This is a genomic window from Pseudomonas sp. TE21394 (genome assembly GCF_054057835.1).
Genome location: NZ_JBSRZR010000001.1, coordinates 4,128,182 through 4,155,112, shown reverse-complemented (window position 1 = coordinate 4,155,112; position 26,931 = coordinate 4,128,182). Strand labels below are relative to the sequence as shown.

The window sequence follows — 26,931 nt, the reverse complement described above, 5'->3', positions numbered from 1 at the left end:
TGATGCTCAACTATCGGCAATTGCACTATTTCTGGGCCGTGGCCAAGACCGGCAGCATCGCCCGCGCCAGCGAACAGCTGAACCTGACCCCGCAAACCATCAGCGGGCAGATCAGCCTGTTCGAGCAGACTTATGGCCTGGAGCTGTTCCAGCGCGTCGGGCGCCAGCTGGAGCTGACCGAAACCGGGCGCCAGACGCTGATCTATGCCGAGCAGATGTTTCAGCTGGGTGGCGAACTGGAAGCCATGTTGCGGGCCGGCCCGCAGGAGCAGATCCTGTTCCGCGTCGGCGTGGCGGACGTGGTGCCCAAGTCCATCGTCTACCGCTTGCTGGCGCCGACCATGGAGCTGGACGATGTGCTGCGCATCAATTGCCGTGAAGACAAGCTTGAACGGTTGCTGGCCGACCTGGCGATCCAGCGCCTGGACCTGGTCATCTCCGACAGCCCCATGCCCAGCCACCTGGACATCAAGGGCTACAGCCAGAAACTGGGTGAGTGCGGGCTGAGCTTTTTCGCCACCCCGGCCTTGGCCCGACGGCATGCCGGGGCCTTCCCCGGCTGCCTGCACGATGCGCCCCTGCTGATCCCCGGCCAGGAAACCGTGGTACGCAGCCGTTTGCTACGCTGGCTGGGCGAACAGCAGGTGCAGCCACGCATCGTCGGTGAGTTCGACGACAGCGCGTTGATGCAGGCGTTCGGGCAATCGGGCAGCGGCATCTTTGTCGCACCCAGCGTGATCGCCGAGGAGGTGTGCCGCCAGTACGGAGTGGAACTGGTCGGGCAGACCGAGGCCGTACACGAATCGTTCTATGCCATTTCCGTGGAGCGCAAAGTCAAGCACCCGGGCATCGTGGCCATCACCGAGGGGGCGCGGCGGGAGTTGTTTCATTGGTAGCCCTGGGCTTGCTCGCGGGTAAACCCGCAAAGGGCCGACACTGCTCGACAAAGGTCTATGGTAAAGTCGCGCCCTTTTCGAACATGCCGGGATACCGCTGCACATGACCCCAGTCCTCCGCTTCCTCAACCGCACCAGCCTGGTGACCCAGATCGTCATCGGTCTGATCGCCGGTATCGTCCTGGCCCTGCTTGCGCCCGACATCGCCCGCGACCTGGCCTTCCTCGGCAAGGTGTTCGTCAGCGCCCTCAAGGCGGTGGCACCGGTGCTGGTATTCATCCTGGTCATGGCCTCGATCGCCAACCACCGCCACGGCCAGGAAACCCACATTCGGCCGATCCTGTGGCTGTACCTGCTGGGGACCTTCGGTGCCGCGGTCGTGGCCGTGGTAGCCAGCATGCTGTTCCCCTCGACCCTGGCACTGAGCACCGGCGGGGCCACGCTGAGCGCTCCGGGTGGTATCGGCGAAGTGTTGCAGAACCTGTTGCTGAGCGCGGTCGACAACCCGATCAACGCCCTGCTCAACGCCAATTTCATCGGCGTGCTGACCTGGGCCATCGGCCTGGGCGTGGCCTTGCGCCATGCCGGCGAAACCACCCGCAACGTGGTCGAGGACCTGTCCACTGGCGTCACGTTGATCGTACGCGTGGTCATCCGCTTCGCCCCGCTGGGCATCTTTGGCCTGGTCAGCGCCACCCTCGCCCAGTCCGGCCTGGACGCCCTGCTCGGCTACCTGCACCTGCTGGCCGTGTTGATCGGCTGCATGCTGTTCGTGGCGCTGGTGATGAACCCGTTGATCGTGTTCTGGAAAATTCGCCGCAACCCCTTCCCGTTGACCTTGCTGTGCCTGCGCGAAAGCGGCATCACTGCGTTCTTCACCCGCAGCTCGGCGGCCAACATCCCGGTCAACCTGGCCCTGTCCGAACGCCTTGGCCTGCATGAAGACACCTATTCGGTGTCGATCCCGCTGGGTGCGACCATCAACATGGCCGGTGCGGCCATCACCATTACCGTACTGACCCTGGCGGCGGTGCATACCCTGGGTATCGTGGTAGACCTGCCGACCGCCGTGCTGCTCAGCGTCGTGGCGGCGATCTGTGCCTGCGGTGCATCGGGGGTGGCCGGCGGCTCGCTGCTGCTGATTCCGCTGGCAGCCAGCCTGTTTGGCATCCCCAGCGAGATTGCCATGCAGGTGGTGGCGGTGGGCTTCATTATCGGCGTGCTGCAGGACTCGGCCGAGACGGCGCTGAATTCTTCCACCGATGTGCTGTTCACCGCGGCGGCGTGCCAGGCCGAAGAGCGGCGCAACGCTTGAGATGGCCGGGGCCGCGTTGCGTCCCCAATTGCCTTGTACGATGGCATTACCTACCCTAGTGGCCTTTCCCAGCAACGAGGCAGGGCCATGTCAGAACACCAAACCGCAGGCGAAGGCCGTTTCAACAGCATCGAGATCCGCATTCTCGGCGCGCTGATCGAAAAGCAGGCCACCAGCCCGGAAAGCTACCCGCTGACCCTCAATGCCCTGGTGCTGGCGTGCAACCAGAAGACCAGCCGCGAACCGGTCATGAACCTTACCCAAGGCCAGGTCGGCCAGGCCCTGCGCGCCCTCGAAGGGCAAGACATGGCGCGACTGCAAATGGGCAGCCGCGCCGACCGCTGGGAACACCGGGTAGACAAGGCGCTGGAGCTGGTGCCGGCGCAACTGGTGCTGATGGGCCTGATGTTCCTGCGCGGGCCGCAAACCCTCAACGAACTGCTGACCCGCAGCAACCGCCTGCATGACTTCGACGACATCGAACAGGTCCAGCACCAGTTGGAGCGCCTGATCGCCCGCGGCCTGGCTTTGCACCTGCCGCGCCAGGCCGGGCAGCGCGAAGACCGTTATACCCACGCGCTGGGCGACCCGGCGGAAATCGAGGCGATCCTCGCCGCACGGCAGCAGGAAGGCAGCCCGCGCAGCAGTGGCGGGAGCGTCTCGGAAGAACGCATCGAAGCCCTGGAAGCCCGTATTGCCGCGCTGGAGGCCCGCCTGGCCGAACTGGAAGGCTGAGCCGTCACGGCTCCGGGTCGGGGAAATTGCGGCAGCTCTTGCGCTCTGCCAGCTCCCGGTCAGTGGGGCGCTGGTCGACGAACACGGTGCGGCCGTCGGCGTAGATTTCCAGGTAGCCCCAGTGCAGGTCCTGCTCTTGCTGCCCGGGCTTGGGCGGGACTAGCCACCAGGGTTCGCGGCTGATCAGGGTCATGGGTGTGATTCCTGAGGGAGTCTGCAGTAATCATAGACACCCCCGGATATTGCTTTGCCTGGGCCGGCCCTTGCGCAGCCAAAACCGCTCCTGCAAGTAGCGCACAGTTTTCGCAACCTGCGCAGTACCTGCAAGAGCGGCTTGGGCCGCGAGAGACCGGTGCGGGCTTACGCCGGTGCCGAGGTGCGGATCAGGTGATCGAAAGCCGCCAGCGAAGCCTTGGCGCCCTCGCCCACTGCAATCACGATCTGCTTGTACGGCACCGTGGTCACGTCACCGGCAGCGAACACACCCGGGATGCTGGTCTGGCCCTTGGCGTCGACGATGATCTCGCCACGCGGCGACAGCTCGACGGTGCCCTTCAGCCAGTCGGTGTTCGGCAGCAGGCCGATCTGCACGAAGATACCCTCCAGCGCCACCTCGTGCTGCTGCTCCGTGGTACGGTCCTTGTAGCGCAGGCCGGTCACTTTCTCGCCATTGCCCAACACTTCGGTAGTCAGCGCGCTGGTGATCACCTTGACGTTCGGCAGGCTGTGCAGCTTGCGCTGCAGCACCGCATCGGCGCGCAACTGGCTGTCGAATTCAATCAGGGTCACCTGGGCGACGATGCCAGCCAGGTCGATGGCCGCCTCCACGCCCGAGTTGCCACCGCCGATCACCGCCACCCGCTTGCCCTTGAACAGCGGGCCATCGCAATGCGGGCAGTAGGCTACGCCACGGGCGCGGTATTCCTGCTCGCCCGGCACGTTCATTTCGCGCCAGCGCGCACCGGTGGCCAGGATCACGGTCTTGGCCTTGAGCGCAGCGCCGCCAGCCAGGCGGACTTCATGCAGGCCGCCATCGGTGGCCGGGATCAGCGCTTCACCGCGCTGCAGGTTCATGATGTCGACGTCGTACTGCCTGACGTGTTCTTCCAGGGCCGTGGCCAGTTTCGGCCCTTCGGTTTCCTGCACCGAGATGAAGTTCTCGATGGCCAGGGTATCGAGCACCTGGCCGCCGAACCGCTCGGCCGCGATGCCGGTGCGGATGCCCTTGCGTGCAGCGTAGATGGCTGCCGAGGCGCCAGCGGGGCCACCACCGACCACCAGCACGTCGAAGGCGTCCCTGGCGTTGATCTTCTCGGCCTGGCGAGCGCCTGCGTTGGTGTCGATCTTGCCGAGGATTTCCTCCAGGCCCATGCGGCCCTGGCCGAACACTTCGCCGTTCAGGTAGATGCTCGGCACCGCCATGATCTTGCGCGATTCCACTTCTGCCTGGAACAGCGCACCGTCGATCGCCACGTGGCGCACGTTGGGGTTGAGCACGGCCATCAGATTCAGCGCCTGGACCACGTCAGGGCAGTTCTGGCACGACAGCGAGAAATAGGTTTCGAAGGTGAATTCGCCTTGCAGCGCCTGGATCTGCTCGATCACTTCGGCACTGGCCTTGGACGGGTGGCCGCCGACCTGCAGCAGGGCAAGCACCAGCGAGGTGAATTCGTGGCCCATGGGGATGCCGGCGAAGCGCAGGCTGATCTCGCCATTCGGGCGGTTGAGCGAGAACGATGGACGACGGGCGTCATCACCATCCACGCGCAGGGTAATCAGGTTCGACAGGCCGGCGATCTCCACCAGCAGGTCGTGCAATTCGCGGGACTTCGCGCCGTCGTCGAGGGAAGCAACGATCTCGATCGGCTGGGTGACCCGCTCCAGGTAGGTTTTCAGTTGCGATTTAAGCGTGGCGTCCAACATACGGGGCGATTCCTTTTTCAAAACACGGATACAAAAACGCCCAGGCGATCGCGCCCGGGCGTTTTTACGGGGGCGGTGAGAGAATTCAGCTTTGGCGGCTGCTCACCGCCCACGGCTTGCACATGACCGGATTTTCCTTCGAGAAGCGACTGCGCGGCATGGTCGTCGCGCAGGCGCTTGTCAGGCGAAAATCAGATCTTGCCGACCAGGTCCAGCGACGGCGCCAGGGTGGCTTCGCCTTCCTTCCACTTGGCCGGGCACACTTCACCCGGGTGGGCGGCGACGTACTGGGCAGCCTTCACCTTGCGCAGCAGTTCGGCAGCATCGCGGCCTACACCACCGTCGTTCAGTTCGACGATCTTGATCTGGCCTTCCGGGTTGATCACGAAGGTACCGCGATCGGCCAGGCCGGCTTCTTCGATCAGCACGTCGAAGTTGCGCGAGATGACGTGGGTCGGGTCACCGATCAGCGGGTACTGGATCTTGCCGATGGTTTCCGAAGTGTCGTGCCAGGCTTTGTGGGTGAAGTGGGTGTCGGTGGACACACCGTAGATCTCCACGCCCAGCTTCTGGAACTCGGCGTAGTTGTCAGCGAGGTCACCCAGTTCGGTCGGGCAGACGAAGGTGAAGTCGGCCGGGTAGAAGAACACCACAGACCACTTGCCTTTCAGGTCGGCTTCGCTGACCTGGACGAACTCGCCCTTGTGGTAGGCGGTGGCGTTGAACGGTTTGACCTGGCTGTTGATGATAGGCATGAGAGACGCTCCTTCATGGGTTGGAATCAGTTGACGGAGAGAATCCTAACCGCTGGTCGGTGATTAGGCTCATTGGCAAACCTCATGCGCATCATTGGTTTTGGCTATAAAGCCTGTGCCTGGATAGACACGTCGCTTTCTAAGCGCCGCCGCGCCTGCAGATGTGCACCCGCTGCATCGGCCTTTCGTCCAGCTGGTACGCCAATGAACATTGCTCATCTGGCGCGTCACCCCACTTGACCAGCAGCGTGCCGGCATCCCTGGCGGTACGCACATGCAGCCGGCTGCCCTGGCCGACCATGCCCAACTCGCTGGCCTGGCCACTGGCCTGTGCGGCAAACACCAGCGCGCCGAACGGCAGCGCACTGCCATCCTCGAAACGGGCCCGTAAGGTGAACTGGCGACCGCTGCGCGTCGGGTATCGCAGCAACGAGGCAGCACCGGCGCGTGGCACCACCGATTGGGCGGTCAGCTGCAACTCGGTATCACGGGACATGCCTTTGGGGTCGAGCTCGACCGTATTGACGTGGTAAGGCACCAGTGCCGGCATGACCGCGTAACCGCGCCGGTCGAGACTGACCTGCGGTTGCTGGCGCAGGCGCGCGGCATCGGCGCCCGGCGCATGCACGATGGCAAAGCTCTCGCCCAGCGACGGTGCGGTGATCAGGCCACCGGCATGGGCGACCACGGCGCCTTGCGCCCCCAGCGTCGCCTGGCGATAGCCACGCCGGCTCGACAACGCGCCCTGGATATCCCCACTCGACCCACGGTGCTGCAGGGTGGCGTCGAAGCCACTGTCGGCCCGCTCGCCCTCCTGGCGCACCAGCGCCAGCCCATGGCCCCATTGGCCATGCTCACCGGACACGCCTCGCCAACGAACGCTGGCGCTGCCCTGGCCGCGAGAGTCGCTGTTCAGCGCCGTGCTGAGCGAGGACCGCCGGCGCTCGCCAAGCGGCAGGCTGGCATTGAACATGAGGGCGTCGACAGCATGGCCTGTCACAGCCAGCTCGCGGCTCAGGTTGATGCCATAGCTGAGCGACCCGATGTGGTTGTTGTAGCCAACGCTGTAACTCTCGCTACGGCCACTGCCGGCCCAACGCTGTCGCAGGCTGGCGCGCAAAGTGAAGCGACCGCCCCGCTCGCCCACGGGTTGATCCACACCCAGGCCCGCCTGCCAACGCAGCGGTTCGATGCGCGCACCAGTCACGGCGCGGGCATAGTCGTTGAAGCTGTAGTAGCCTGGCCCGTCGCTGCGGGACAACGTCGCGCTCAGGTCGGTACCGGTAGTGCTCAAGCGCTGGCGCCAGCTCAGGCGCCAGGCCTGGCCACGCACCTGGCGGTTGCGGGCAGGCTCGGCGCTGGCGTGATACCCGGTCAGGCCCAGCGCTCCCAGCCCGGTGTTCATGGCAACCCCCATGGCACTGGCCAGGTAATCCTCGGCCAACCAGCTACCGCCGTGCACGCTCAAGTGGCTGCCCAGGCCTTGCTGCCAACTGCCTTGCACAAAGCCCGGGCCCGAGCGCCCGTACGCCTGACGCCAGACGCCACTGGCCAGTTCGAAACGCCTTGCGCCAGGGCGCAGTGCCAGTGGCGCGGCGGCATAGGGCTGGATGAACGTGCGCACACTGCCATCGGCCTCGCGCAGCGTCACCTCCAGGTCATCGTGCAGGTCATTGGCGTACAGGTCGTCAATCTCGAACGGCCCCGGCGCGACAGTGGATTCATGGATCAGCACACCGCGCTGGCGGATGCTGACCAACGCGACGCTGTTGGCGACGCCCTTCACCACAGGGGCGAAGCCGCGTTGCTGCTCCGGCAGCATGCGCTGGTCGCTGCCCAGTAATAGGCCGCGCATGGCGCTGCCCTCGAATACTTCCGAGCGGCTGAAGCTGTCGCCAATGGTCAATTGCGCTGCCCAGGCGGGAATATCCCGCTGCACCGACGTGGCCATGGCCTGATAACGCGAGGCAATACCCGAGGAAGCCTGCCAGCTGCCTTCGTGGCGCCAGTACCAGCGGCCGCTGTTGAAACCGGAGCGTACGCCCAGGTAGGCCTGGCGGGTGGTATTGCCCTGCTCGAGGTCCTGCTGCTCATACAGGTTCAGGCGGTAGTCGAAGAACCCGGCAGTAATGCCGCTGTCCCAGTTTTCCGCCGGCAGGTATCCGCCGGGCAAGCGCTGCAAGGCTTGCTGCGGGATGCTCAGGTCCAGCCTCAGGTTGGCGAAATCCAGCGTTTCGCGGCTCTGCGCAACGAGGCTACCCAGCCCTGCGCAAGCGCCCTCCTGGGCGAGCAGGTCGGCGCTCTCGCGGCCAAGGCGGCGCAGGTCCACGCCCAGCGCCTGCAGCAAGGTTTCGCTGTAGCAAGGTGTTGCCTGACCACTTTGCCCCTGCGCCCGCAGAAGCACCCGATGACGCCCCAGCCACTGCTGGTTCAGCATCACGTCGAGAGAGTACCTGCCCTCGGGCACTACCGTGTCTTGCTCGTAGCGACGCAGGTCGGCTGGGGTTCCCTCCCGAAGCAGCCCGGCATCGAACTCGACGGCGCTTGCCGGGGCAATGAGCAACCCCATCAACACGCCCGCGGCTGAAGGACGGCGAAGCTTGAGTCGCAATGGCTTATGCATCGTACCCTGCGCCTCAGTTGGCCAAATGCACGGTCACCGCTTGTGGCGCGGCACGTACCGCGCCGTAGTCGTCGATGAAGGCATAGTGCAGCCGAACAGTGGCCTGGCCAGCCAGGCGCTCGACGCTGAAGCGGGTGCTGGCGAACGGCAGCACATGGTTGGGGCCCAGCTCCACTGGGCTGTGGCGGTCCTGCTCCAGGGTCACACTGGCCAGGTTGACCACATACGGGCCGGGGTTGCTGGCGGTAAGCAGCCATTGCTGGCCTTCACGCAGCAATTGCCAGGTAAGCCGACGGTGGGCATCGACGGCTTTCCCCGGCAGCCCTGCCGGCCGATAGAGCAATTTGATGCGTGAACGTAGCGCCACCTGCAGGGCATTCCCCGAACCCTTCGGGGGCACTTCCAGCACATTGAGCCAGTACAGGCTTTCGCGGTCGGCGGGCATTGCCTCACCGTCATGGAACAGCCTCAGGCTCTGGCCTTTGCCAGCATCGAGGCGAAACATGGCGGGCATCACGTTGAATGGCAGCTGCAGGTCCTGTATCTGGGCCTGTGGCCGACCATCGTCGACCCAGGCCTGGACCAGCGAGGGCGAACTGCCGACATTGCTCAGTTTGACCGTGACTTCGGACTGGACGGCAGGAAACACAACCCGCGTGTTGGCGATGACCACATTGGCGGCAAGAGGCGGCGATGCCAGGCAGACGGCCAGCAGCAGTCCACGCCGCAGGACGTTGGAGAAGAAACGCATGATGTAGGTGCTCAGGAACGTCGGAAAGGCAGCCCTGGAACGGGCCGCCTTCAGGGAAATGTCATGGATAGTCGAGCGAGTACTGCACGCGGGTTGCCACCAAGCCAGGCGTGGTGCCACCGGTGGAGTAGTAGCGGGCGGTGTAACGCAATGTCGCACTGCCGCTGACGATCGGCACCACCTGCGAGTTCTGCGAGCCCTTTGGCGCCGCCAGGTTCATCGGCCGCTGCTCATCGTTGAGCAGTTCCACCTGGACATTCTCGCTACCGCCTGCATCCACGATCAGACGCCCTTCCGGGCTGATGGTCGGGCCAGTTTCGAAATAGGTCGATACCCGGGTGACACCGGGGGAGCAATTGGTGAGATCCAGCTGGAAGGGCGTGTTCCCGGCAGTCTGACCGGGGCTGGCAAGCAATGCCGCGTTTACCGGAGGCAACGAGACCGGCAGGTTGCCGTTACCACCATTGATTTGACAGGTTGGCGCCTCTACCAGGCCGTCCAGGCTGATCTGGCCATAATCGGCCTGTGCTGCCTGCGCCCAGAAGAACAGCATGCAGCAGCCTGCAAGCAACGACTTCGAGTTCATAGTCACCCTCTTTACTCATGGAAATGGCCAGGCATTGGCTGCCAGGCCCCGGCCGCTGAATGCGGCGCGGTGCAGTATCAGTAAGGTGACACGGGAAAAATGTAGGCTGACTCAGCAGCCGAGCAGTTGAAAATCACCCCCCCGAGGTAGGAAACATGACCTCGTGTACACGAGACCATGCTTCCCGCCGGGGGCCATCAGCGGGTGATGGTGCGCAGGGTAACGAACTCTTCGGCGGCAGTGGGGTGAACGCCGATGGTCTCGTCGAACTGCTGTTTGGTGGCGCCGGCCTTCAGCGCGATGCCCAGCCCCTGGATGATCTCGCCGGCATCCGGGCCGACCATGTGACAGCCCAGCACCTTGTCGGTCTCGGCATCCACCACCAGCTTCATCAGGGTCTTCTCCTGGATATCGGTGAGGGTCAGCTTCATGGCGCGGAAGCGGCTTTCGAAGATCTGCACCTTGTGCCCGGCTTCCAGCGCCTGCTCTTCGCTCAGGCCCACAGTGCCGATCGGTGGCTGGCTGAACACTGCCGTGGGGATGTTGCGGTAATCCACCGGGCGATATTGCTCAGGCTTGAACAGGCGCCGCGCCACGGCCATGCCTTCGGCCAGGGCGACCGGGGTGAGTTGCACACGACCAATCACGTCACCGATGGCCAGGATCGACGGCGCGGTTGTCTGGTATTGATCGTCGACATGGATGAAGCCGCGCGCGTCCAGTTCCACACCGGTGTTTTCCAGGCCCAGGTTGTCGAGCATCGGGCGGCGGCCGGTGGCGTAGAACACACAATCGGTAACCAGCTCGCGGCCGTCGTGGAGGGTGGCCTTGAGGCTGCCGTCCTCGAGCTTGTCGATGCGCTGGATGTCGGCGTTGAACTGCAAGTCCAGGCCGCGCTTTTCCAGCTCTTCCTTGAGGTGGGTGCGCACCGAGCCGTCAAAGCCTCGCAGGAACAGGTCGCCGCGATACAGCAAGGTGGTGTTGGCACCCAGCCCGTGGAAGATGCCAGCGAACTCCACGGCGATATAACCGCCGCCGACCACCAGCACCCGGCGCGGCAGGTCCTTGAGGTAGAAGGCTTCGTTGGAGGTGATGGCCAGTTCCTTGCCTGGAATGTCCGGCACCTGTGGCCAGCCACCGGTGGCAATGAGAATGTGCTCGGCAGTGTAGCGCTGGCCTTCCACTTCCACTTCATTGGCACCGGTCAACCGCGCATGACCCTGCAGCAGGGTCACCCCACTGTTGAGCAGCAGGTTGCGGTAGATGCCATTGAGGCGTTCGATTTCGCGGTTCTTGTTGGCAATCAGCGTGCCCCAGTCGAAGTGCCCTTCTTCAAGGCTCCAGCCGAAACCTGCCGCCTGCTCCAGCTCGTCGGCAACGTGCGCGCCGTACACCAGCAGCTTTTTCGGCACGCAGCCGACGTTGACGCAGGTACCGCCCAGGTAGCGGCTTTCGGCCACCGCCACCTTCGCGCCGAAGCCGGCGGCAAAGCGCGCCGCCCGCACACCGCCGGACCCGGCGCCAATCACGAACAGATCAAAATCGTAGGCCATGTATTCAGTCTCCTAGGCAGGCGCCCAGCATAACGCCGTTGGCTGCCGCAAACAAAAAAGCCACCCCGAAGGGTGGCTTTGCGGCCAGCAGGCTGATCAATAAGCCTTGCCGGTCTTGTAGTAGTTCTCGAAGCAGAAGTTGGTCGCGTCGATATAGCCTTCGGCACCACCGCAGTCGAAACGCTTGCCCTTGAACTTGTAGGCGATCACGCAGCCATTCTGCGCCTGTTGCATCAGCGCGTCGGTGATCTGGATCTCACCACCTTTACCCGGCTCGGTGTTGGCAATGATATCGAAGATATCCGGGGTCAGGATGTAACGGCCGATGATCGCCAGGTTGGACGGGGCGTCTTCCGGCTTTGGCTTCTCGACCATGTTGGTGACACGGAAGATGTCGTCACGGATCATGTCACCGGCAATCACGCCGTACTTGTTGGTTTCCTGCGGGTCGACTTCCTGGATGGCAACGATCGAGCAGCGGAACTGGTTGTACAGCTTGACCATCTGGGTCAGCACGCCGTCACCTTCGGGGTTGACGCACAGGTCGTCCGCCAGCACCACGGCGAACGGCTCGTCGCCGATCAGCGGGCGGCCGGTGAGGATGGCGTGGCCCAGGCCTTTCATTTCGGTCTGGCGGGTGTAGGAGAACGAGCACTCGTCGAGCAGGCGACGGATACCGACCAGGTATTTTTCCTTGTCGGTGCCCTTGATCTGGTTTTCCAGCTCGTAGCTGATGTCGAAGTGGTCTTCCAGGGCACGCTTGCCGCGCCCGGTGACGATGGAAATCTCGTTCAGGCCGGCATCCAGTGCCTCTTCAACGCCATACTGGATCAGTGGCTTGTTGACCACCGGCAGCATTTCCTTGGGCATGGCTTTGGTAGCGGGCAGGAAGCGAGTGCCGTAACCGGCTGCCGGGAACAAGCATTTTTTGATCATATACGTCCTTACAAAAGGCTAGGCCTGTGGAATTCGGCGCAGTCTAATCACGCGGCAGTCACCTTACAATGCCCTACCGCCGGCCGACCGTTGGGAACATAGAGATAACCCAGTGTAGATAGTTCCAATGGAAGGTAAATATTGCGTTCAGGGATGGCCACGGCGGCGTTCGCCAGTACCGGCCTCTTCGCGGGAAACCCGCTCCCACAGGGTACTGCAACAGCATTCCCCCGGCGAAGAGTCCGGTACAGGTCATTCAGCTACCTGTGCCCTGCCCGATCAGCACGCCATCGACCTTCTGCCCATACAGGTTCACCCCGTCATTGGCGTGGAACTTCAGCCGTGTCTTCTCGATGGAGTCTTCGACCAGCCGCGGGTCCTGCGGCCGCTCATGGCGGTTGATCCAGGCCGCCACGTCCCAGGCCTGCTGGTCGCTGAGACTGCCCGGCCTGCCCAGCGGCATGTTGTACTTGATGAACGACGCCGCTGTGTTGATGCGGTGCATCCCGGCACCCCAGTTGTAGGAGTCCTTGCCCCACAGTGGCGGCATCACGTACTCACCGGCTACCTTCTGCCCTTCGCCGTTGTCACCGTGGCAGATCGCGCACTGTTCGCGGTACACCTGCTGGCCACGCTTGAAGTCGTAGCCGCCCTGGGGCTGCGCCACCTCCGGGTAACCGCGCCCGGCAATCTCCACGCCCGTCGGCGCCTTGGTCGACAACCAGTACGAATACACGGCCAACGCCGTCATCTGCGGGCTGTCGGCGGCCGGCGGCGTGCCGTTCATGCTGAACTGGAAACACCCCTGGATTCGCTCGGCATAAGTGTTGACCTTGTCGTTTTTCTTGCGGTATGCGGGGTACATCGGGTACGCCCCCCACATCGGCGCGGAATGCGCCAGCCGGCCCTGGTCAAGGTGGCAGTTGCTGCAGTTCATGCCGTTGCCCACCGCCTCAGGCATCAGCCGACGGGTGTCGACGAACAATGCATGCCCCTCGCGCACCATCTTGCCGAAGGCATTGTCGGGCAAATCGCTTTCGGCTGGCGGCACGAACTGCGGCGCTTTCCGGGCCCCAGGCACTTTCAACTGGGACTGGTCTTCCATGGCGATCTGGGCGGCCTGGGCGCTGCCCATGGCCAGCAGCAACAGGGTTGCAAGCAGCGGTTTCATGGCGTGACCTCCTGGCTGGCAGGGCGGGCGAAGAATTCGGCGATGGCCTTGATCTCGTCATCGGTCATGGCCTTGGCCACACCGACCATCAGCTGGTTGGGGTCATTGCTGCGGCTGCCGTCACGCCAGGCATCAAGCTGAGCCACCAGGTAACTGGCGGGCTGCCCAACCAAAGGCGGGAAGTGTTCGCCAACACCGCTGCCGCCCGGGCCATGGCACTGCACGCAGCCGGGTATCTGCCGGCTCCAATCGCCGTACAGGGCCAGGCGGGTGGTTGGGTCATTGGCGATCTGCTGACGGCGCAGTTCGCCGGCGGGGCTGGCCGGCAGGCTGGCCAGGTAGCTGCTGACCGCGTCGATCTCGTCATCGCTCAACGCCTTGGCCAATGGCGCCATCACCGGCTGCTTGCGGCTGCCGCTGCGCCAGTCATGCAGCTGCTTGCGCAGGTAGCCAGCCGGCAGCCCGGCCAGGCGCGGAAAGCCGGCAGCGGCAATGCCCTTGCCGTCTGGGCCATGGCAACCCAGGCAAGCCATGGCGGCGGGGTTGGCCCCACCCTGGGTGAAGACCTTCTGGCCATCGGCGGCATGCGCCGCAGGCCAGGCCAGGATCAGCAGGCTGCCGACCACGACACGTCTCAGGGGTGTCATCACGAATCTCCTTTTCTATTGTTATATGCTTAGGCCTAAAACATATAAGCAAAAGGAGCGAGATCAGTTGCCCTGGATCAACTTCCGGAGATGCATTGCGTGGCTGCGGTGCGTACGTCGCCCAGGCGCAGCGGGAAGTTGTTCAACCGTTCGTGTAGCTTGATGCTGCTGCCGCTGCCACGCTTGTCGATGTCAATCAGCGCCGCCGGGCCGACGCCGGAGCTGATCTTCTGCGGTACGATCAGCCGCAGGCCATCGCCCCGCTGCTCTTCCACCAGCGGGTCGCGCGTTTCGGCCAGCTTGTGCTTGACGCAATCGGCATACTCGCGCGGGGATTTGCCGGAAATCACGTCCAGTGTTTCATGCGATTGTTCCAGCTCCGCGACACTCACGCAGCCACCCAGCGTTACCGCCAACGCCGCCACCATCCACTTCATTTGCAGCACCTCTGCCATCAAGAATCCGCTTCGACCACTGCCAGGCGGTTTTGCTCCCTGCTTTGGCAGATTTATCTGCGCCTGGCTGAACAGCGCGGCAGTGTAACCCGACATCATGGTATCGTTTGCCTTTGCAGAACCAATCCTTGCGGAGCATCACATGAAATTCGTACACCAGCGCGAGCACCTGAACGAGGACGACATCGTCGTCATCGAGTGCTCCCAGCGCTGCAACATCCGCCTGATGAACGACGCCAACTTCCGCAGCTTCAAGAATGGCGGCCGTCACACCTACCACGGCGGCCATTTCGACAAGTTCCCGGCGAAGATCACCGTGCCCAGTACCGGCTTCTGGAACATCACCATCGATACCGTGACCACCCGTCCGATCTCGGTCACCCGCAAGCCGACCTTGACCCACAAGATCAAGATTGTCCGTCGTTCGTCGTCGAAACTCAGGTAAGGCCCCATGACCCAGACCATCAAGTACGTCATCAAATACAAACTCGACGGCCAGCGCCGCTGGGACTTCGCGCAGATGCCCGACGCTTCCCTCGAACAAGCCCTGGAAGCCCTGCGCAAGATCCACGGTGAAGACGCCGAGAAGATCAGCGACATCCAGGTCAGCAAAGCCTTGTAAGCCCCGCCCCCATTGCATCGCCCAAGCAAGGAGAACCGCATGAGCCACTGGCCCGACCGCCGCATCCTCGACCTGCTGGGCGTTGAATTGCCCATCCTCCAGGCGCCGATGGCGGGGGCGAGCGGTGCGCCCATGGCCATTGCGGTGGGCCTGGCGGGCGGGCTGGGGGCCCTGCCCTGCGCCATGCTCACGGCTGACCAGGTGCGCGACGACATCGCCGCCTTCCGGGCCGCCTGCCCGGGCCGCTCGCTGAACCTGAACTTCTTCTGCCACCAGCCACCTGCGCCCGATGCCGAACGCGATGCCCGCTGGAAACAGGCGCTCGAACCGTATTACCGGGAAGTAGGGGCGGATTTCGCAGCCCCCACACCGGTGTCCAACCGCGCACCTTTCGACGAACAGAGCTGCCAGCTGGTCGAACAGCTGCGCCCGGAGGTGGTGAGTTTCCATTTCGGCCTGCCCCGTACCGACCTGCTGCAACGGGTCAAGGCCAGCGGTGCCAAGGTGCTGTCCAGTGCCACTACCGTGGAAGAAGCCTTGTGGCTGGAGCAGCACGGCTGTGACGCGATCATCGCCATGGGCTATGAAGCGGGCGGCCATCGCGGCATGTTCCTCAGCGACGACATCACCAGCCAGATCGGTACCTTCGCCCTGGTGCCACAGGTGGCCGACGCGGTCCGCGTGCCGGTGATTGCCGCCGGCGGCATTGGCGACCACCGCGGCCTGGCCGCAGCACTGGCCCTGGGTGCCTCGGCGGTACAGATCGGAACGGCGTACCTGTTCTGCCCCGAGGCCAAGGTTTCGCTGGCGCATCGCCAGGCCCTGGACACGGCATCTGCCAGCGATACAGCGCTGACCAACCTGTTCACCGGCCGCCCGGCGCGCGGTATCAACAACCGCATCATGCGCGAGCTGGGGCCGATGAGCGAGCTGGCACCGCGCTTCCCGCTGGCCGGTGGCGCACTGATGCCGTTGCGCGCGATCACCGACCCGCAGGGCATCAGCGATTTCAGCAACCTGTGGTCGGGGCAGGCATTGCGCCTGGGCCGGCACCGGCCGGCGGGCGAGTTGACCCGCGAAATTGCCGAGAAAGCACTGGCCATGGTCGGGCCAGCGGCATTTTCCTGAGCAAGCCTGACCCGCGCTTTTTGCCTCTTTCAGACCTGCGGCCCATCGCTATATAGTTATCAATATAACGATAACCCGAGGAGCTGCGTTCATGCGTAACCGCCTTCCCTACCTAGCCACCACCCTGGCCAGCCTGCTTGCCTACAACACTGCCTGGGCCGATGAGGTCCAGGTCGCGGTCGCAGCGAACTTCACAGCCCCCATACAGGCCATCGCCCGGGACTTCCAGAAGGATACCGGCCACAAGCTGATCGCTGCCTATGGCGCTACCGGGCAGTTCTACGCGCAGATCAGCAATGGCGCGCCATTCGAAGTATTCCTCGCCGCCGACGACAGTACGCCGGCCAGGCTCGAGGCGGAAAAGGCCATCGTCCCGGGCTCGCGCTTCACCTACGCCATCGGCACCCTGGCCCTGTGGTCAGCCAAGCCAGGCTACGTCGACAGCCAAGGCCAGGTGCTGCAGAAGAACCAGTACCAGCACCTGTCGATTGCCAACCCGAAAACCGCACCGTACGGCGTGGCTGCCCTGCAGGTGCTGGACAAGCTGAAGCTGACCGAGGCCACCCGGCCGAAGCTGGTGGAGGGGCAGAACATCACCCAGGCGTTCCAGTTCGTCTCCACCGGCAACGCCGAGCTGGGCTTCGTGGCCCTGTCGCAAATCTACAAGGACGGCAAGGTCGAAAGCGGTTCGGCGTGGATCGTGCCATCGTCCTTGCATGCGCCCATTCGCCAGGACGCGGTGATCCTTGCAAAAGGCAAGGACAACCCCGCCGCCAAGGCGTTGGTCGAGTACCTGAAGGGCCCGAAGGCCGCAGCAGTGATCAAAGCCTACGGGTATGAAATCTGATGCCGCTGGACGCCAGTGACCTGGGGGCTATCTGGCTGACCGTGAAACTGGCCAGCCTGACCACCCTGATTCTGCTGATCGTCGGCACGCCGATCGCCTGGTGGCTGGCGCGCACGCGTTCATGGCTGCGTGGCCCGGTGGGTGCCGTGGTGGCCTTGCCGCTGGTGTTGCCACCCACGGTAATCGGTTTCTACCTGCTGATCGCCCTCGGCCCGCAGGGTTGGCTGGGCCAGGCAACCCAGGCACTGGGCCTGGGCAGCGTAGTGTTCAGCTTCAGTGGCCTGGTGATCGGCTCGGTGATCTACTCCATGCCGTTCGTGGTCCAGCCGCTGCAGAACGCCTTTGCCGCGATCGGCCAGCGCCCGCTGGAAGTGGCCGCCACGCTGCGCGCCAGCCCCTGGGATAGCTTCGTCCACGTGGTGCTGCCGCTGGCTCGCCCGGGCTTCATCACCGCCAGCATCCTCGGCTTCGCCCATACCGTGGGCGAGTTCGGCGTGGTGTTGATGATCGGCGGCAATATCCCGGACAAGACCCGCGTGGTCTCGGTGCAGATCTTCGACCACGTCGAGGCCATGGCCTATACGCAAGCGCACTGGCTGGCTGGCGCCATGCTGCTGTTCTCTTTCCTGGTGCTGCTCCTGCTGTACGCTGGACGCCGCGGCAAAGCTGGCTGGAGCTGAAATGAGCGGTTCGATTGTGGTACGCCTGAAACTGGCCCGCGACGACTTCACCCTGGATGTCGGCCTGCACCTGCCGGGGCGCGGTATCAGCGCACTGTTCGGCCACTCGGGCTCTGGCAAGACCAGCTGCCTGCGATGCCTGGCCGGGCTGGAACGGGCCGCCAGTGCCTATATCGAGGTCAATGGCGAAGTCTGGGAAGACAGTGCTCGCGGCTACTTCCGACCGCCGCACCTGCGCCCGGTAGGCTATGTATTCCAGGAGGCCAGCCTGTTCCCGCACCTGTCGGTGCGTGGCAACCTGGAGTTCGGCTGGCGCCGGGTGGCCCCTGCCGAACGCAAGGTCAGCCTGGAGCAGGCCTGCCAATTGCTGGGCATAGGCCATTTGCTGGCACGCCGGCCTGCAACCTTGTCGGGGGGCGAGGCACAGCGGGTGGGCATCGCCCGCGCCCTGCTGAGCAGCCCGCGCCTGCTGTTGATGGACGAGCCGCTGGCGGCGCTGGACGGGCCACGCAAGCGCGAGATCCTGCCCTACCTGGAACGCCTGCACGGCGAGCTGGACATCCCCCTGGTGTATGTCAGCCATGCCCAGGACGAAGTGGCGCGGCTGGCCGACCACCTGGTATTGCTGGAACAAGGTCAGGCGGTGGCCAGCGGCCCGGTCGGCGAGACGCTGGCCCGGCTCGACCTGTCGCTGGCCCAGGGCGAGGACGCCGGCGTGGTGTTCGACGGCCTGGTGGTGGGCCACGATCCACACTACGACCTGCTCAGCCTACGCCTGCCCGGCAACAATGGGCCGCTGCTGCGCATCGCCCACCCGGCCCAGGTGATCGGCAGCACCTTGCGGGTCAAAGTGCAGGCGCGTGACATCAGCCTTGCGCTGACTGCCGATGGCACATCGAGCATCCTCAACCGCCTGCCGGTGCGCGTGTGCGCAAGCCGGGCGGCGGCCAACCCGGCCCATGTGCTGGTCAGCCTGGATGCCGACGGCAATGCCCTGCTGGCGCGGATCACCCGCTTCTCGGCAGACCAGCTCGGCCTGCACCCGGGCCAGGTGCTGTTTGCCCAGATCAAGTCGGTGGCCTTGCTGGGCTGAGCATCCGCCGCATGGCCGCTGTCCATTGATCAGTCACCTGATCGAGGCCTGCTGCCGATGCTCGACTGCCCGCTTCCCGCCACACTGCATTACGTCGATGACAGCCAGCCCGGCCTGACCCGCCGACGCTGGCGCGACCGCTTCATCTACCTGGACGCCGAAGGCCGCCGGGTGCGTGACCCGGACACCTTGGCACGCATCGCTGCGCTGGTGATACCCCCGGCCTACACCGATGTCTGGATCTGTGCCGACCCGCAGGGCCACCTGCAAGCGACGGGGCGCGATGCGCGTGGCCGCAAGCAGTACCGCTACCATGCACAGTGGCGGGAAACCCGCGACCAGCACAAGTACGGGCGCATGCTGGCCTTCGCCCAGGCCTTGCCCAAGCTGCGCAAGCAGCTGGAGGCGCACCTTGCCCGCCCGGGCCTGGATCGGGAAAAGGTCATGGCCCTGGTGGTCAGCCTGCTGGACCACACCCTGATCCGCATCGGCAACCAACGCTACCTGCGTGACAACAAGTCTTACGGGTTGACCACCTTGCGCAACCGCCACGTGCAGGTCAAGGGCAGTACCATTCGTTTCCAGTTCCGTGGCAAGCGTGGTGTCGAACACAACGTCACCCTCAACGACCGGCGCCTGGCCAACCTGCTCAAGCGCTGCATGGAGCTGCCTGGCCAGTCGCTGTTCCAGTACCTGGATGAGAATGGCCAACGGCATAGCGTCGGCTCCAGCGAGGTCAACCAGTTCCTGCAACAGTTGACCGGTGCCGATTTCACCGCCAAGGACTACCGCACCTGGGCCGGCAGCCGCCTGGCCCTGGAGTTGCTGCGGCCCCTGGCCTGGGAACCCGAAAGCGAAGCCAGGCGCCAGGTCAGTGCCATCGTCCGCCAGGTCGCCACGCGCCTGGGCAACACACCGGCCGTGTGCAGGCGCTGCTACATCCACCCGGCGGTACTTGAACACTTTGCTGCGGGGCGCCTGGCCAACTTGCCAAAAAGCCGACTGCGCAAAGGCCTGGACCGCGAAGAAGTGGCATTGCTGGTATTTCTTCAAGCACTGGCGGAACAGCAGGACCATTAACCCGGTCTATTCAGTCCATGATGCGAAGAAATTTCCCATTGGCCACCAAGCCCCCTATTCTTGCCAGCGAGCACCTTGGCCGACAAACCCCTGGCGGTTTGCTTCGGCACCTGCGACTGAAAGCACGCAACAGAATTTGTCTGTCGGGGAATTACTATCCGCCGAAAGCGTCTTTAATGAGAAGGAAGAGGGACCAGCTCCCGCCGCCGTGGCAACTAGCCCGACGGACTTTTAATTACCAAGGAGAACTACATGCTGATACTCACCCGTAAGGTTGGCGAAAGCATCGTCATCAATGATGACATCAAAGTCACCATTCTGGGCGTCAAGGGGATGCAGGTGAGGATCGGTATCGATGCACCGAAAGATGTCCAGGTCCATCGCGAAGAGATCTTCAAGCGTATCCAGGCCGGCAGCCCAGCCCCGGAGAAGCACGACGACTCACACTGAACGACCTGCCTCGAGCCGCACGGATGCGCTTGATCGCCCCGCGCTTCAGGCGCCCAGCAGCTCGCGTACCTTGGCGATCATACAGTCCATGTCGAACGGTTTGTCGAACACTGCGGCAAACAGGTCCGGGCAGCCTTGGTTGGCTTGCGCGCCACTCATGAGAATGACCGGCAAGCCGCTCAGGGCCGGGTCTTCGCGCATCGAGCGCACCAGCTCCTCGCCATTGAGCAGCGGCATCATGTAGTCGGTGATCACCAGCTGAACGCGCTTTTCCTTCAGCGCTTCCAGCGCCTTGCAGCCGTTGCTCGCCTTCTCCACCAGAAAACCTTCATCCTCCAGGGCGAAACCAAGGATGTCGGCAATCAGGTACTCGTCATCGACGATCAGGATGGTGTTCATGGGGCCGTCCCGTCAGCCACTTCCCTGTGGCACCGGCGTTCCCGAAAGCACACCACAGGCGCCTTCGAACGCCTTGCGCAAGGTAATGCCATGTGAACCGATCTGCAGCTCGTGCAAGGCAGGGTCGTGGTGGCTGTCACGCACCTTGAGGATCGACAGCATCCGCCGCAACTGCGATTGCAGCTCGACGAAACGCATCAGCATCAGGTTGTCGACGATGCTCGACAGGTCCGGCGCGGGGGCACTGATTTCCGCGCCGAAGATATCGCGCATTTCCCAGGTCAGCATCACGCTGACGTCACGCGCGCGCAGCTCGCCGGTCAACGCGCGGAAAAATGCATTGAGCCGCGCCGGGTCGGTGGCCAGGCGGCTGAACGCCCCCAGGCTATCGATCAGCACGCGTTTGCTGCCTTGTGCCTCGACACGCTCCAGCAGGCGCGCCCCGACCTGGTCGAGCAAGCCCTCGGTAGTCGGCTGCCAGCACAGCTGCAGGCTGCCGGCCTGCTCCATCGCGACAAAGTCGTGCCCCAGCGACGCAGCCTTGTTACGCAGCCGCTCGGGCGTTTCGTAGAAGCCGAAATGCAGCCCCGGTGCCTGCGGGCTGCTGGCACCGAGGAAGGCCAGGCCCAACGAGGTCTTGCCAATGCCGGAGGGCCCGATCAGCAAGCTCACCGAGCCGGTGGCGAGGCCACCACCGAGCATTTCATCGAGGGTTTCCACCCCGCTGCTGACACGCTCGCGGGTAGCGCTGCCAGCATTGCTGGGGTGACTGAACAGCGCCTCCAGGCGCGGGTAGACATGCATGCCGGCTTCATCGATAAGGCATTCGTGGCGCCCCGACAATGCCCCACTGCCGCGCGTCTTGCGCAGCTGGATATGGCGCACGGCACGGCTGCCGCACAGTTGCTCGCCCAGTTCGATCACGCCGTCGACCATGGTGTGCTCCGGGCTGCCTTCTTCCAGCCGGGCACTGGTCAGCAGCAGCACGGTACAGCCGGCAAAGGCCGCATGGCCCTGCAGTTCGGAGACGAACTTCTTGGTGTCCAGGGTGGTTTCCGCGCGGACCCGGGCATTGAGCACGCCATCGACGATCAGCAGGCTGGCCTGCTGGCGGGCGATTTCCTGACGCAGCAGCCGTACCACCGCGTCGAGGCCTTCCTGTTCCAGGGCGTCAAAGGCACTGACGAACTGGATCGGGTCGCCGACCAGCGCCGGGTCGAAGAATTCCAGGGTCGCCAGGTACTGGAACAGCCGCTCGTGCGACTCGCTCAGCAGGGTCGCCACCAGCACACGGCCGCCGCCGCGCACATGCCCGCAGGCCAGCTGGTTGGCGAGAATGGTCTTGCCGGCCCCCGGCGGCCCCTGAATGATGTAGGACGCACCGGCCACCAGGCCACCCTTGAGCAACGCATCGAGCCCTTCGATGCTGGTCTTCAGCCGCCTGAGTGCCTGAGCCATGGTGTCTACCTGTCGAGTTGGCTGTCTGCCGGAGCCTGATAGATTGGCAAGTAAAGCTGCATGCAAGTTCCCTGGCCGGGTTCGCTTTTCACGCAGATCGCGCCGCCGCTCTGCCTGGCAAAACCGTACACCTGGCAAAGGCCCAGGCCTGTGCCCTTGCCAAACGGTTTGGTGGTGAAGAACGGCTCGAAGATGCGCGGCAGTACCGCTGGCGCAATACCCTCGCCGCTGTCTTCCACCTCGAAACGCACGAAACCACCGCACAGCCCTTCGACCTCGCCGGCCAGTTCGACCACGTCGACCGTCAAGCCGATCCGGCCCGGCCCGGCAATGGCATCGCGGGCATTGAACAGCAGGTTGAGCAGCACCATCTGCAACTGCCCGGCGTCGATCTCGATCAGCGGCAGGTCGGGTTGCACCAACACCGTCAGTTCGATCGAATCTGGCAGCGCATGCTCCAGCAGACCGCGGGTGGCGTCGATCAGGTTGGCCGGGGCGACCCGGGTCACGTCGAGCTTGCGATGGCGAGCAAAGCTGAGCAATTGCTGGGTCAGCTCAGTGCCGCGCTGCCCGGCATCGACAATGTGCTGCAGCATGCGTTGGGCGCGCGCCGGGTCCTTGGTGGACAGGGCCAGGTGCGCCGAGCTGAGGATGATGGTCAACAGGTTGTTGAAGTCATGGGCCAGGCCACCGGTCAACTGGCCGAGTGCCTCCAGCTTCTGTGCCTGAAACAGCTGGGCACGTACCGCATCCAGTTGCTGCGCCGCCTCGCGGCGGTCGGTGATGTCCCGGATCACCTTGGCCACGACAACCACCTGGCCTTGGTCATCGTGGATCACATGCAGCACGGCCAAGGCCCAGAACTGCGTGCCATCCTTGCGCACCCGCCAGCCTTCGTCCTGTGCCCCGCCCTGCTCCAGCGCCTGGCGCAGCAAGCGTTCCGGGCGGCCTTCGGCACAATCCTGGGGAGTAAAGAACACCGAAAAATGCTGGCCGATCACCTCATCGGCACGGTAGCCCTTGATGCGTTGCGCACCAGCATTCCATGACACCACATGGCCCGACGGGTCGATCATGTAGATGGCGTAATCCACCACCGACTGGACCAACTGCTCATAGCGGTGGTCAGGCATCACGGGTTCGAAACAGTCGGTTGAAACCATGCAAACTCCACCGGTACGACAGGAAAGGGAAAACCGGCTTGGCCGAGCGCGAGCACCAGCCAGCATTCATGTGACTGTCCCAGGTGAAGGGTTAAGCTCAGCGCTCGGAATCAATCGCTGCCGGGCCAATGCACCACGGCATCGTCACTTCGATCAGCCACAGGCTGACCAGCAATATGAAGCCACCACCGGCCAGGGCCACCCATTGCTGCGGCTGGGCCTGTTCGGCATCGAACCCCAGCATCAGCAGGTAAACACCGAGGCTGATCAGCGAAATATACAGGAATGCGCTCAAGACAAGCATCTGCGCGAACACCAGGCGCCAAAACAGCCGTGGGCACACGTTAGGCTGCGAAACATTGGGCTGAGTCATTGCTGCACGCTCATTGGATCCAGGCGGGGGGAAAGTGGCGCAATGACAACAAGGTGTCAATTACCCCTTCGATCGACACCTTCTCTATTGATCATAGGCGCTGCGGTTGACTCAACTATAACGATGGGTTATAAAGCGCGCTTGATTGCGAAGCCCTTCTGCTTAGAAGCGAGCCGGTCGTCGCGACCCCTTCAAACGTGCGAGTGTGGTGGAATTGGTATACACAGCAGACTTAAAATCTGTCGGCGTGAGCCTTGCGGGTTCGAGTCCCGCCACTCGCACCAAATTTCTTTGAAAAGGCGCCTTTAGGGCGCCTTTTTATTGCCCGCCAGCAATCCGTGGCGCAACTGCTAGAGTGAGCTTAAACGGGTTCACTGGAGCGCCGCCATGCGCTACTCACTGTTCGATGGTCAACGCGACACCCTGCTACTGATCGCCCGCATACTGCTGATGGTGCTGTTCATCTTGTCTGGCTGGGGCAAGCTGACCGGTTTCGAAGGCACGGTCGGCTACATGACCTCACTGGGCGCCCCTGCCCCAACGCTGGCCGCAGCAGTCGCCGTGGTCATGGAGTTCGTTGTCGGCATTCTGCTGATCCTTGGTTTCTATACCCGGCCGCTGGCCTTCCTGTTCGCCCTGTTCGTGCTCGGTACCGCGCTGCTTGGCCACCCGTTCTGGAACATGGTCGACCCGGAGCGCAGTGCCAACATGACCCAGTTCCTGAAGAACCTCGGCATCATGGGCGGCCTGTTGCTGCTGGTCGTGAGCGGCCCCGGCCGTTTCTCGCTGGACCGGCGTTGAATCACTCCTCTTCGCAGTCGTCGAACCAGGCTGGGTGATCACGCTCCTCCTCGTCGAGGTCATCCAGCGTTTCTTCATCCTCCTCGACATCATCCTCGACGCCTCGGGCGTCGGCTTCAGGCTCACTGTGGTCATGGAGGAATTCGTGATCAAGCAGGTGATCATGCTCGGGTTCGTGCAGGTAGTCTTCGTCGTGCATGCTGGCTCCTGGGCGGATGGCAGGCCTATATAGGCCGAACAGTTGCAGAGGTCAATGCATAGCGTTTAATGCTGGGTTAACCGGCCAGGTCCACTCTGCAGGCTCTCCCTTCAAACGTTGCTTGCCCGCCTTCCCGGCGGGCTTTTTTATGGCCGTCGTTCTCCCTCCGTCCCGTGCAGAGAAATCACAGGGAACCCTGCCAATGCTGGCCACGCTCGCAAATGATGCAGGACCTTTGTTTTCAAGGAGAACATCCATGACTGTAAACATCGACACCCTGATCATCACTACCCCTGTAGCCAAATCCGCAACCAACCCGGTAGCGCTGGAACTGACCGGCGCCCAGGCGCTGGCGACGCTGCCCGAGGTGGTTACCCGCCTCAGTGATGGCTCGGTGCGCCTGACGGCCCCGACCAAGGGCGCCTCCAGCAAAAGCACCCACCGCACCCGCTGTGAATGGAAGGAGCCGGTTTATTGGGCGTTGAACAGTGCCGCTCGCCACCGCAACCACCAGACCATGGTTCTTCAGAAAGTCAACCTGGTTCAGAAAGTGGTGATAGCCCAGCTGCACGTCAAGGATGACGACAGCCCACCTATCAAAGTGTTCTGGAACAAGGCCAGGATCACCGTCGGTTTCCGCACCGAATTCAACCAGCTCACGACAACCAGCAGTACGGTACTGACCGACGTCCCGCTAGGTGCGCGGTTCGACGTCACCATCGAGGTAACGGGAGACGGCGCCTGCATGGTCAGCGCCAGCTGTAATGGCCGCACAGGTACCACTTCGGGGCTTCAACTCAGCAGTAGCTGGGCCACGCGCACGCTGAAATTCCATGGCGGTGTGTACAACCAGGTGGACTATACCGATACCACGCCAGCCGAGGACGGCTCGGTGTGCGTTATCAGCCAGCTTGAACTGCGCCATGCGTGACACTCTCATCACCTGAGCTTCACAAAATACTGACATGCGGCGGGGCACACTAACCCTGCTCCTTATGTTCTTGCAGCCCGCCGCATTTTTGCCGCGGGCTTTTCTTTTTGCGGCATGCATCCGCCCGCAGACCATGACCTGAAGCAGTTTTACCGTACCAGCCCAGGGCTATGCTTACCCGGCGATAAGCCCGCTCATTCGGATAGGACATGGAGGCTGGTATGAAAGCTGCTGTTGTTGCACCAGGTCGTCGCGTGGAAGTGGTGGAGAAAACCCTGCGTCCACTCGAGCACGGCGAGGCGCTGCTGAAGATGCAGTGCTGTGGCGTATGCCACACCGACCTGCATGTGAAAAATGGCGATTTCGGTGACAAGACCGGGGTGGTACTAGGCCACGAAGGGATTGGCGTGGTCCAGGAGGTCGGGCCGGGCGTCACCTCGCTCAAGCCAGGCGACCGGGCCAGCGTGGCCTGGTTCTACCAGGGTTGCGGCCATTGCGAGTACTGCAATAGCGGCAATGAAACCCTGTGCCGCGAAGTGAAGAATGCCGGCTACACGGTGGACGGCGGCATGGCCGAAGCCTGCATCGTCAAGGCCGACTACTCGGTCAAGGTGCCCGACGGGCTCGACTCCGCTGCTGCCAGCAGCATCACCTGTGCCGGTGTGACCACCTACAAGGCGGTGAAGGTGTCCAACATCCGCCCCGGCCAGTGGATCGCCATCTACGGCCTCGGTGGCCTTGGCAACCTGGCGCTGCAATATGCCAGGAACGTGTTCAACGCCAGGGTGATCGCCATCGATGTCAATGACGAGCAGTTGCGCTTCGCCAGCGAAATGGGCGCCGAGCTGGTGGTCAACCCACGCACCGAAGATACCGCCAAGGTCATCCAGGCACAGACCGGGGGCGCCCATGCTGCGGTAGTGACTGCAGTGGCCAAGGCGGCCTTCAACTCGGCGGTCGACGCCCTGCGCGCCGGGGGACGCCTGGTGGCAGTAGGGCTGCCATCGGAAGCCATGGACCTGAATATCCCCCGCCTGGTGCTGGACGGTATCGAAGTGGTCGGTTCGCTGGTTGGTACCCGGCAGGACTTGCAGGAAGCCTTCCAGTTTGCCGCGGAAGGGAAAGTGGTGCCGAAGGTCACACTGCGCCCTATCGAAGATATCAACCACATCTTCGAGGAGATGCTGGAAGGCAAGATCAAAGGGCGTATGGTGATTCAGTTCGAAGGTTGAGGTTCGCGTGCGCTGGCTGTGGCTGCAGCGCACGCTTCCCCTTGATCAAAGCGAACCAACGGCGCGCTCTGGGCTCTAGTTTCTGGTAAGCGTACGAATTTCTGCCCGGCAACCAGCCAGGCATGGATG

The 26,931-nt window shown here is 63.5% G+C and carries 30 protein-coding genes and 1 tRNA gene; 15 read left to right on the top strand and 16 right to left on the bottom strand.

Annotated elements, in window-relative coordinates; translation table 11 throughout:
* Positions 1-2: 2 nt before the first annotated feature.
* From nhaR to ACVWZT_RS18990, 3 genes are all read left to right on the top strand, one after another.
* On the top strand, positions 3-896 hold the full coding sequence (gene nhaR, locus ACVWZT_RS19000; protein WP_296230746.1) for a transcriptional activator NhaR: 894 nt from the start codon (positions 3-5) through the stop codon (positions 894-896).
* Between the two features lie 103 nt (positions 897-999).
* Positions 1,000-2,211 carry a serine/threonine transporter SstT gene (sstT, locus tag ACVWZT_RS18995; protein WP_296230744.1) on the top strand — a complete coding sequence of 404 codons (1,212 nt, stop codon included), beginning with the start codon at positions 1,000-1,002 and terminating at the stop codon, positions 2,209-2,211.
* An 87-nt stretch (positions 2,212-2,298) separates the two neighbouring features.
* Positions 2,299-2,946 carry a YceH family protein gene (locus ACVWZT_RS18990; RefSeq protein WP_296230742.1) on the top strand — a complete coding sequence of 216 codons (648 nt, stop codon included), beginning with the start codon at positions 2,299-2,301 and terminating at the stop codon, positions 2,944-2,946.
* Positions 2,947-2,950: 4 nt separating this feature from the next.
* On the opposite strand, the gene ACVWZT_RS18985 is transcribed toward ACVWZT_RS18990, so the two are convergent.
* From ACVWZT_RS18985 to ACVWZT_RS18935, 11 genes are all read right to left on the bottom strand, one after another.
* Positions 2,951-3,139, bottom strand: a complete 189-nt coding sequence (locus ACVWZT_RS18985; RefSeq protein WP_170030426.1) for a hypothetical protein — start codon at positions 3,137-3,139, stop codon at positions 2,951-2,953.
* A 167-nt stretch (positions 3,140-3,306) separates the two neighbouring features.
* On the bottom strand, positions 3,307-4,869 hold the full coding sequence (gene ahpF / locus ACVWZT_RS18980; RefSeq protein WP_296230739.1) for an alkyl hydroperoxide reductase subunit F: 1,563 nt from the start codon (positions 4,867-4,869) through the stop codon (positions 3,307-3,309).
* A gap of 191 nt (positions 4,870-5,060) precedes the next feature.
* A complete protein-coding gene (ahpC, locus tag ACVWZT_RS18975) occupies positions 5,061-5,624 on the bottom strand; it encodes an alkyl hydroperoxide reductase subunit C (protein ID WP_054884952.1) in 564 nt (187 codons plus the stop codon).
* A 139-nt stretch (positions 5,625-5,763) separates the two neighbouring features.
* Entirely contained in the window at positions 5,764-8,193 is a 2,430-nt protein-coding gene (locus ACVWZT_RS18970) for a fimbria/pilus outer membrane usher protein (RefSeq protein WP_457470768.1), read from the bottom strand.
* Positions 8,194-8,260: 67 nt separating this feature from the next.
* Entirely contained in the window at positions 8,261-8,998 is a 738-nt protein-coding gene (locus tag ACVWZT_RS18965; RefSeq protein ID WP_457470766.1) for a fimbrial biogenesis chaperone, read from the bottom strand.
* A gap of 61 nt (positions 8,999-9,059) precedes the next feature.
* Positions 9,060-9,584 carry a fimbrial protein gene (locus tag ACVWZT_RS18960; protein ID WP_457470765.1) on the bottom strand — a complete coding sequence of 175 codons (525 nt, stop codon included), beginning with the start codon at positions 9,582-9,584 and terminating at the stop codon, positions 9,060-9,062.
* A gap of 197 nt (positions 9,585-9,781) precedes the next feature.
* On the bottom strand, positions 9,782-11,137 hold the full coding sequence (gorA, locus tag ACVWZT_RS18955) for a glutathione-disulfide reductase (RefSeq protein WP_296230734.1): 1,356 nt from the start codon (positions 11,135-11,137) through the stop codon (positions 9,782-9,784).
* A 96-nt stretch (positions 11,138-11,233) separates the two neighbouring features.
* A complete protein-coding gene (galU, locus tag ACVWZT_RS18950) occupies positions 11,234-12,073 on the bottom strand; it encodes a UTP--glucose-1-phosphate uridylyltransferase GalU (protein ID WP_013973181.1) in 840 nt (279 codons plus the stop codon).
* Positions 12,074-12,329: 256 nt separating this feature from the next.
* Positions 12,330-13,244 (bottom strand): c-type cytochrome, encoded by a 915-nt coding sequence (locus tag ACVWZT_RS18945; RefSeq protein ID WP_296230732.1) that lies wholly within the window; start codon positions 13,242-13,244, stop codon positions 12,330-12,332.
* Positions 13,241-13,891 (bottom strand): c-type cytochrome, encoded by a 651-nt coding sequence (locus ACVWZT_RS18940; protein WP_296230731.1) that lies wholly within the window; start codon positions 13,889-13,891, stop codon positions 13,241-13,243. The genes ACVWZT_RS18945 and ACVWZT_RS18940 overlap by 4 nt, the downstream gene beginning before the upstream one ends.
* A gap of 77 nt (positions 13,892-13,968) precedes the next feature.
* The gene (locus ACVWZT_RS18935; RefSeq protein ID WP_457470763.1) at positions 13,969-14,328 is read right to left on the bottom strand and encodes a hypothetical protein; all 360 of its coding nucleotides are present in this window, start codon (positions 14,326-14,328) and stop codon (positions 13,969-13,971) included.
* Positions 14,329-14,488: 160 nt separating this feature from the next.
* On the opposite strand from ACVWZT_RS18935, the gene ACVWZT_RS18930 reads away from it, so the two are divergent.
* The 8 genes from ACVWZT_RS18930 to csrA all read left to right on the top strand — a co-directional run bounded on the left by ACVWZT_RS18930 (position 14,489) and on the right by csrA (position 20,246).
* A complete protein-coding gene (locus tag ACVWZT_RS18930) occupies positions 14,489-14,791 on the top strand; it encodes a DUF1883 domain-containing protein (RefSeq protein ID WP_004375922.1) in 303 nt (100 codons plus the stop codon).
* 6 nt (positions 14,792-14,797) lie between these two features.
* Positions 14,798-14,968 (top strand): hypothetical protein, encoded by a 171-nt coding sequence (locus ACVWZT_RS18925; RefSeq protein ID WP_170030435.1) that lies wholly within the window; start codon positions 14,798-14,800, stop codon positions 14,966-14,968.
* Positions 14,969-15,007: 39 nt separating this feature from the next.
* Positions 15,008-16,096, top strand: coding sequence for an NAD(P)H-dependent flavin oxidoreductase (locus ACVWZT_RS18920; RefSeq protein ID WP_296230725.1), 1,089 nt, complete (start codon positions 15,008-15,010; stop codon positions 16,094-16,096).
* A gap of 91 nt (positions 16,097-16,187) precedes the next feature.
* Complete coding sequence (modA, locus tag ACVWZT_RS18915) at positions 16,188-16,943, top strand: molybdate ABC transporter substrate-binding protein (RefSeq protein ID WP_296230724.1); 756 nt, start codon at positions 16,188-16,190, stop codon at positions 16,941-16,943.
* Complete coding sequence (modB, locus tag ACVWZT_RS18910) at positions 16,943-17,623, top strand: molybdate ABC transporter permease subunit (RefSeq protein ID WP_296230723.1); 681 nt, start codon at positions 16,943-16,945, stop codon at positions 17,621-17,623. The genes modA and modB overlap by 1 nt, the downstream gene beginning before the upstream one ends.
* Position 17,624: 1 nt before the next feature.
* Entirely contained in the window at positions 17,625-18,716 is a 1,092-nt protein-coding gene (modC, locus tag ACVWZT_RS18905; RefSeq protein WP_296230721.1) for a molybdenum ABC transporter ATP-binding protein, read from the top strand.
* 57 nt (positions 18,717-18,773) lie between these two features.
* Complete coding sequence (locus ACVWZT_RS18900; RefSeq protein ID WP_296230719.1) at positions 18,774-19,796, top strand: DNA topoisomerase IB; 1,023 nt, start codon at positions 18,774-18,776, stop codon at positions 19,794-19,796.
* Between the two features lie 252 nt (positions 19,797-20,048).
* On the top strand, positions 20,049-20,246 hold the full coding sequence (gene csrA, locus ACVWZT_RS18895; protein WP_004375914.1) for a carbon storage regulator CsrA: 198 nt from the start codon (positions 20,049-20,051) through the stop codon (positions 20,244-20,246).
* A 45-nt stretch (positions 20,247-20,291) separates the two neighbouring features.
* Here the strand turns inward: csrA and ACVWZT_RS18890 are convergent, their stop codons facing one another.
* The 4 genes from ACVWZT_RS18890 to ACVWZT_RS18875 all read right to left on the bottom strand — a co-directional run bounded on the left by ACVWZT_RS18890 (position 20,292) and on the right by ACVWZT_RS18875 (position 23,639).
* Positions 20,292-20,645, bottom strand: a complete 354-nt coding sequence (locus ACVWZT_RS18890) for a response regulator (RefSeq protein WP_457470760.1) — start codon at positions 20,643-20,645, stop codon at positions 20,292-20,294.
* A 12-nt stretch (positions 20,646-20,657) separates the two neighbouring features.
* Positions 20,658-22,103, bottom strand: coding sequence for an ATPase domain-containing protein (locus ACVWZT_RS18885; RefSeq protein ID WP_457470758.1), 1,446 nt, complete (start codon positions 22,101-22,103; stop codon positions 20,658-20,660).
* A gap of 5 nt (positions 22,104-22,108) precedes the next feature.
* The gene (locus ACVWZT_RS18880; RefSeq protein WP_457470757.1) at positions 22,109-23,266 is read right to left on the bottom strand and encodes a two-component system sensor histidine kinase NtrB; all 1,158 of its coding nucleotides are present in this window, start codon (positions 23,264-23,266) and stop codon (positions 22,109-22,111) included.
* Positions 23,267-23,363: 97 nt separating this feature from the next.
* The gene (locus ACVWZT_RS18875; RefSeq protein ID WP_296230715.1) at positions 23,364-23,639 is read right to left on the bottom strand and encodes a hypothetical protein; all 276 of its coding nucleotides are present in this window, start codon (positions 23,637-23,639) and stop codon (positions 23,364-23,366) included.
* A 199-nt stretch (positions 23,640-23,838) separates the two neighbouring features.
* Here ACVWZT_RS18875 and ACVWZT_RS18870 point away from each other — a divergent pair.
* A tRNA-Leu gene (locus tag ACVWZT_RS18870) sits at positions 23,839-23,923 on the top strand.
* Positions 23,924-24,026: 103 nt separating this feature from the next.
* Positions 24,027-24,440, top strand: a complete 414-nt coding sequence (locus tag ACVWZT_RS18865) for a DoxX family protein (protein ID WP_457470755.1) — start codon at positions 24,027-24,029, stop codon at positions 24,438-24,440.
* A 1-nt stretch (position 24,441) separates the two neighbouring features.
* Here the strand turns inward: ACVWZT_RS18865 and ACVWZT_RS18860 are convergent, their stop codons facing one another.
* A complete protein-coding gene (locus ACVWZT_RS18860) occupies positions 24,442-24,639 on the bottom strand; it encodes a hypothetical protein (RefSeq protein WP_457470754.1) in 198 nt (65 codons plus the stop codon).
* A 256-nt stretch (positions 24,640-24,895) separates the two neighbouring features.
* Between ACVWZT_RS18860 and ACVWZT_RS18855 the strand changes: the two genes are divergently transcribed.
* Both ACVWZT_RS18855 and adhP read left to right on the top strand, forming a co-directional pair.
* Positions 24,896-25,570 carry a polysaccharide lyase family 7 protein gene (locus ACVWZT_RS18855; RefSeq protein WP_296230711.1) on the top strand — a complete coding sequence of 225 codons (675 nt, stop codon included), beginning with the start codon at positions 24,896-24,898 and terminating at the stop codon, positions 25,568-25,570.
* Positions 25,571-25,791: 221 nt separating this feature from the next.
* A complete protein-coding gene (adhP, locus tag ACVWZT_RS18850) occupies positions 25,792-26,802 on the top strand; it encodes an alcohol dehydrogenase AdhP (RefSeq protein WP_296230709.1) in 1,011 nt (336 codons plus the stop codon).
* Positions 26,803-26,931 lie beyond the last annotated feature (129 nt).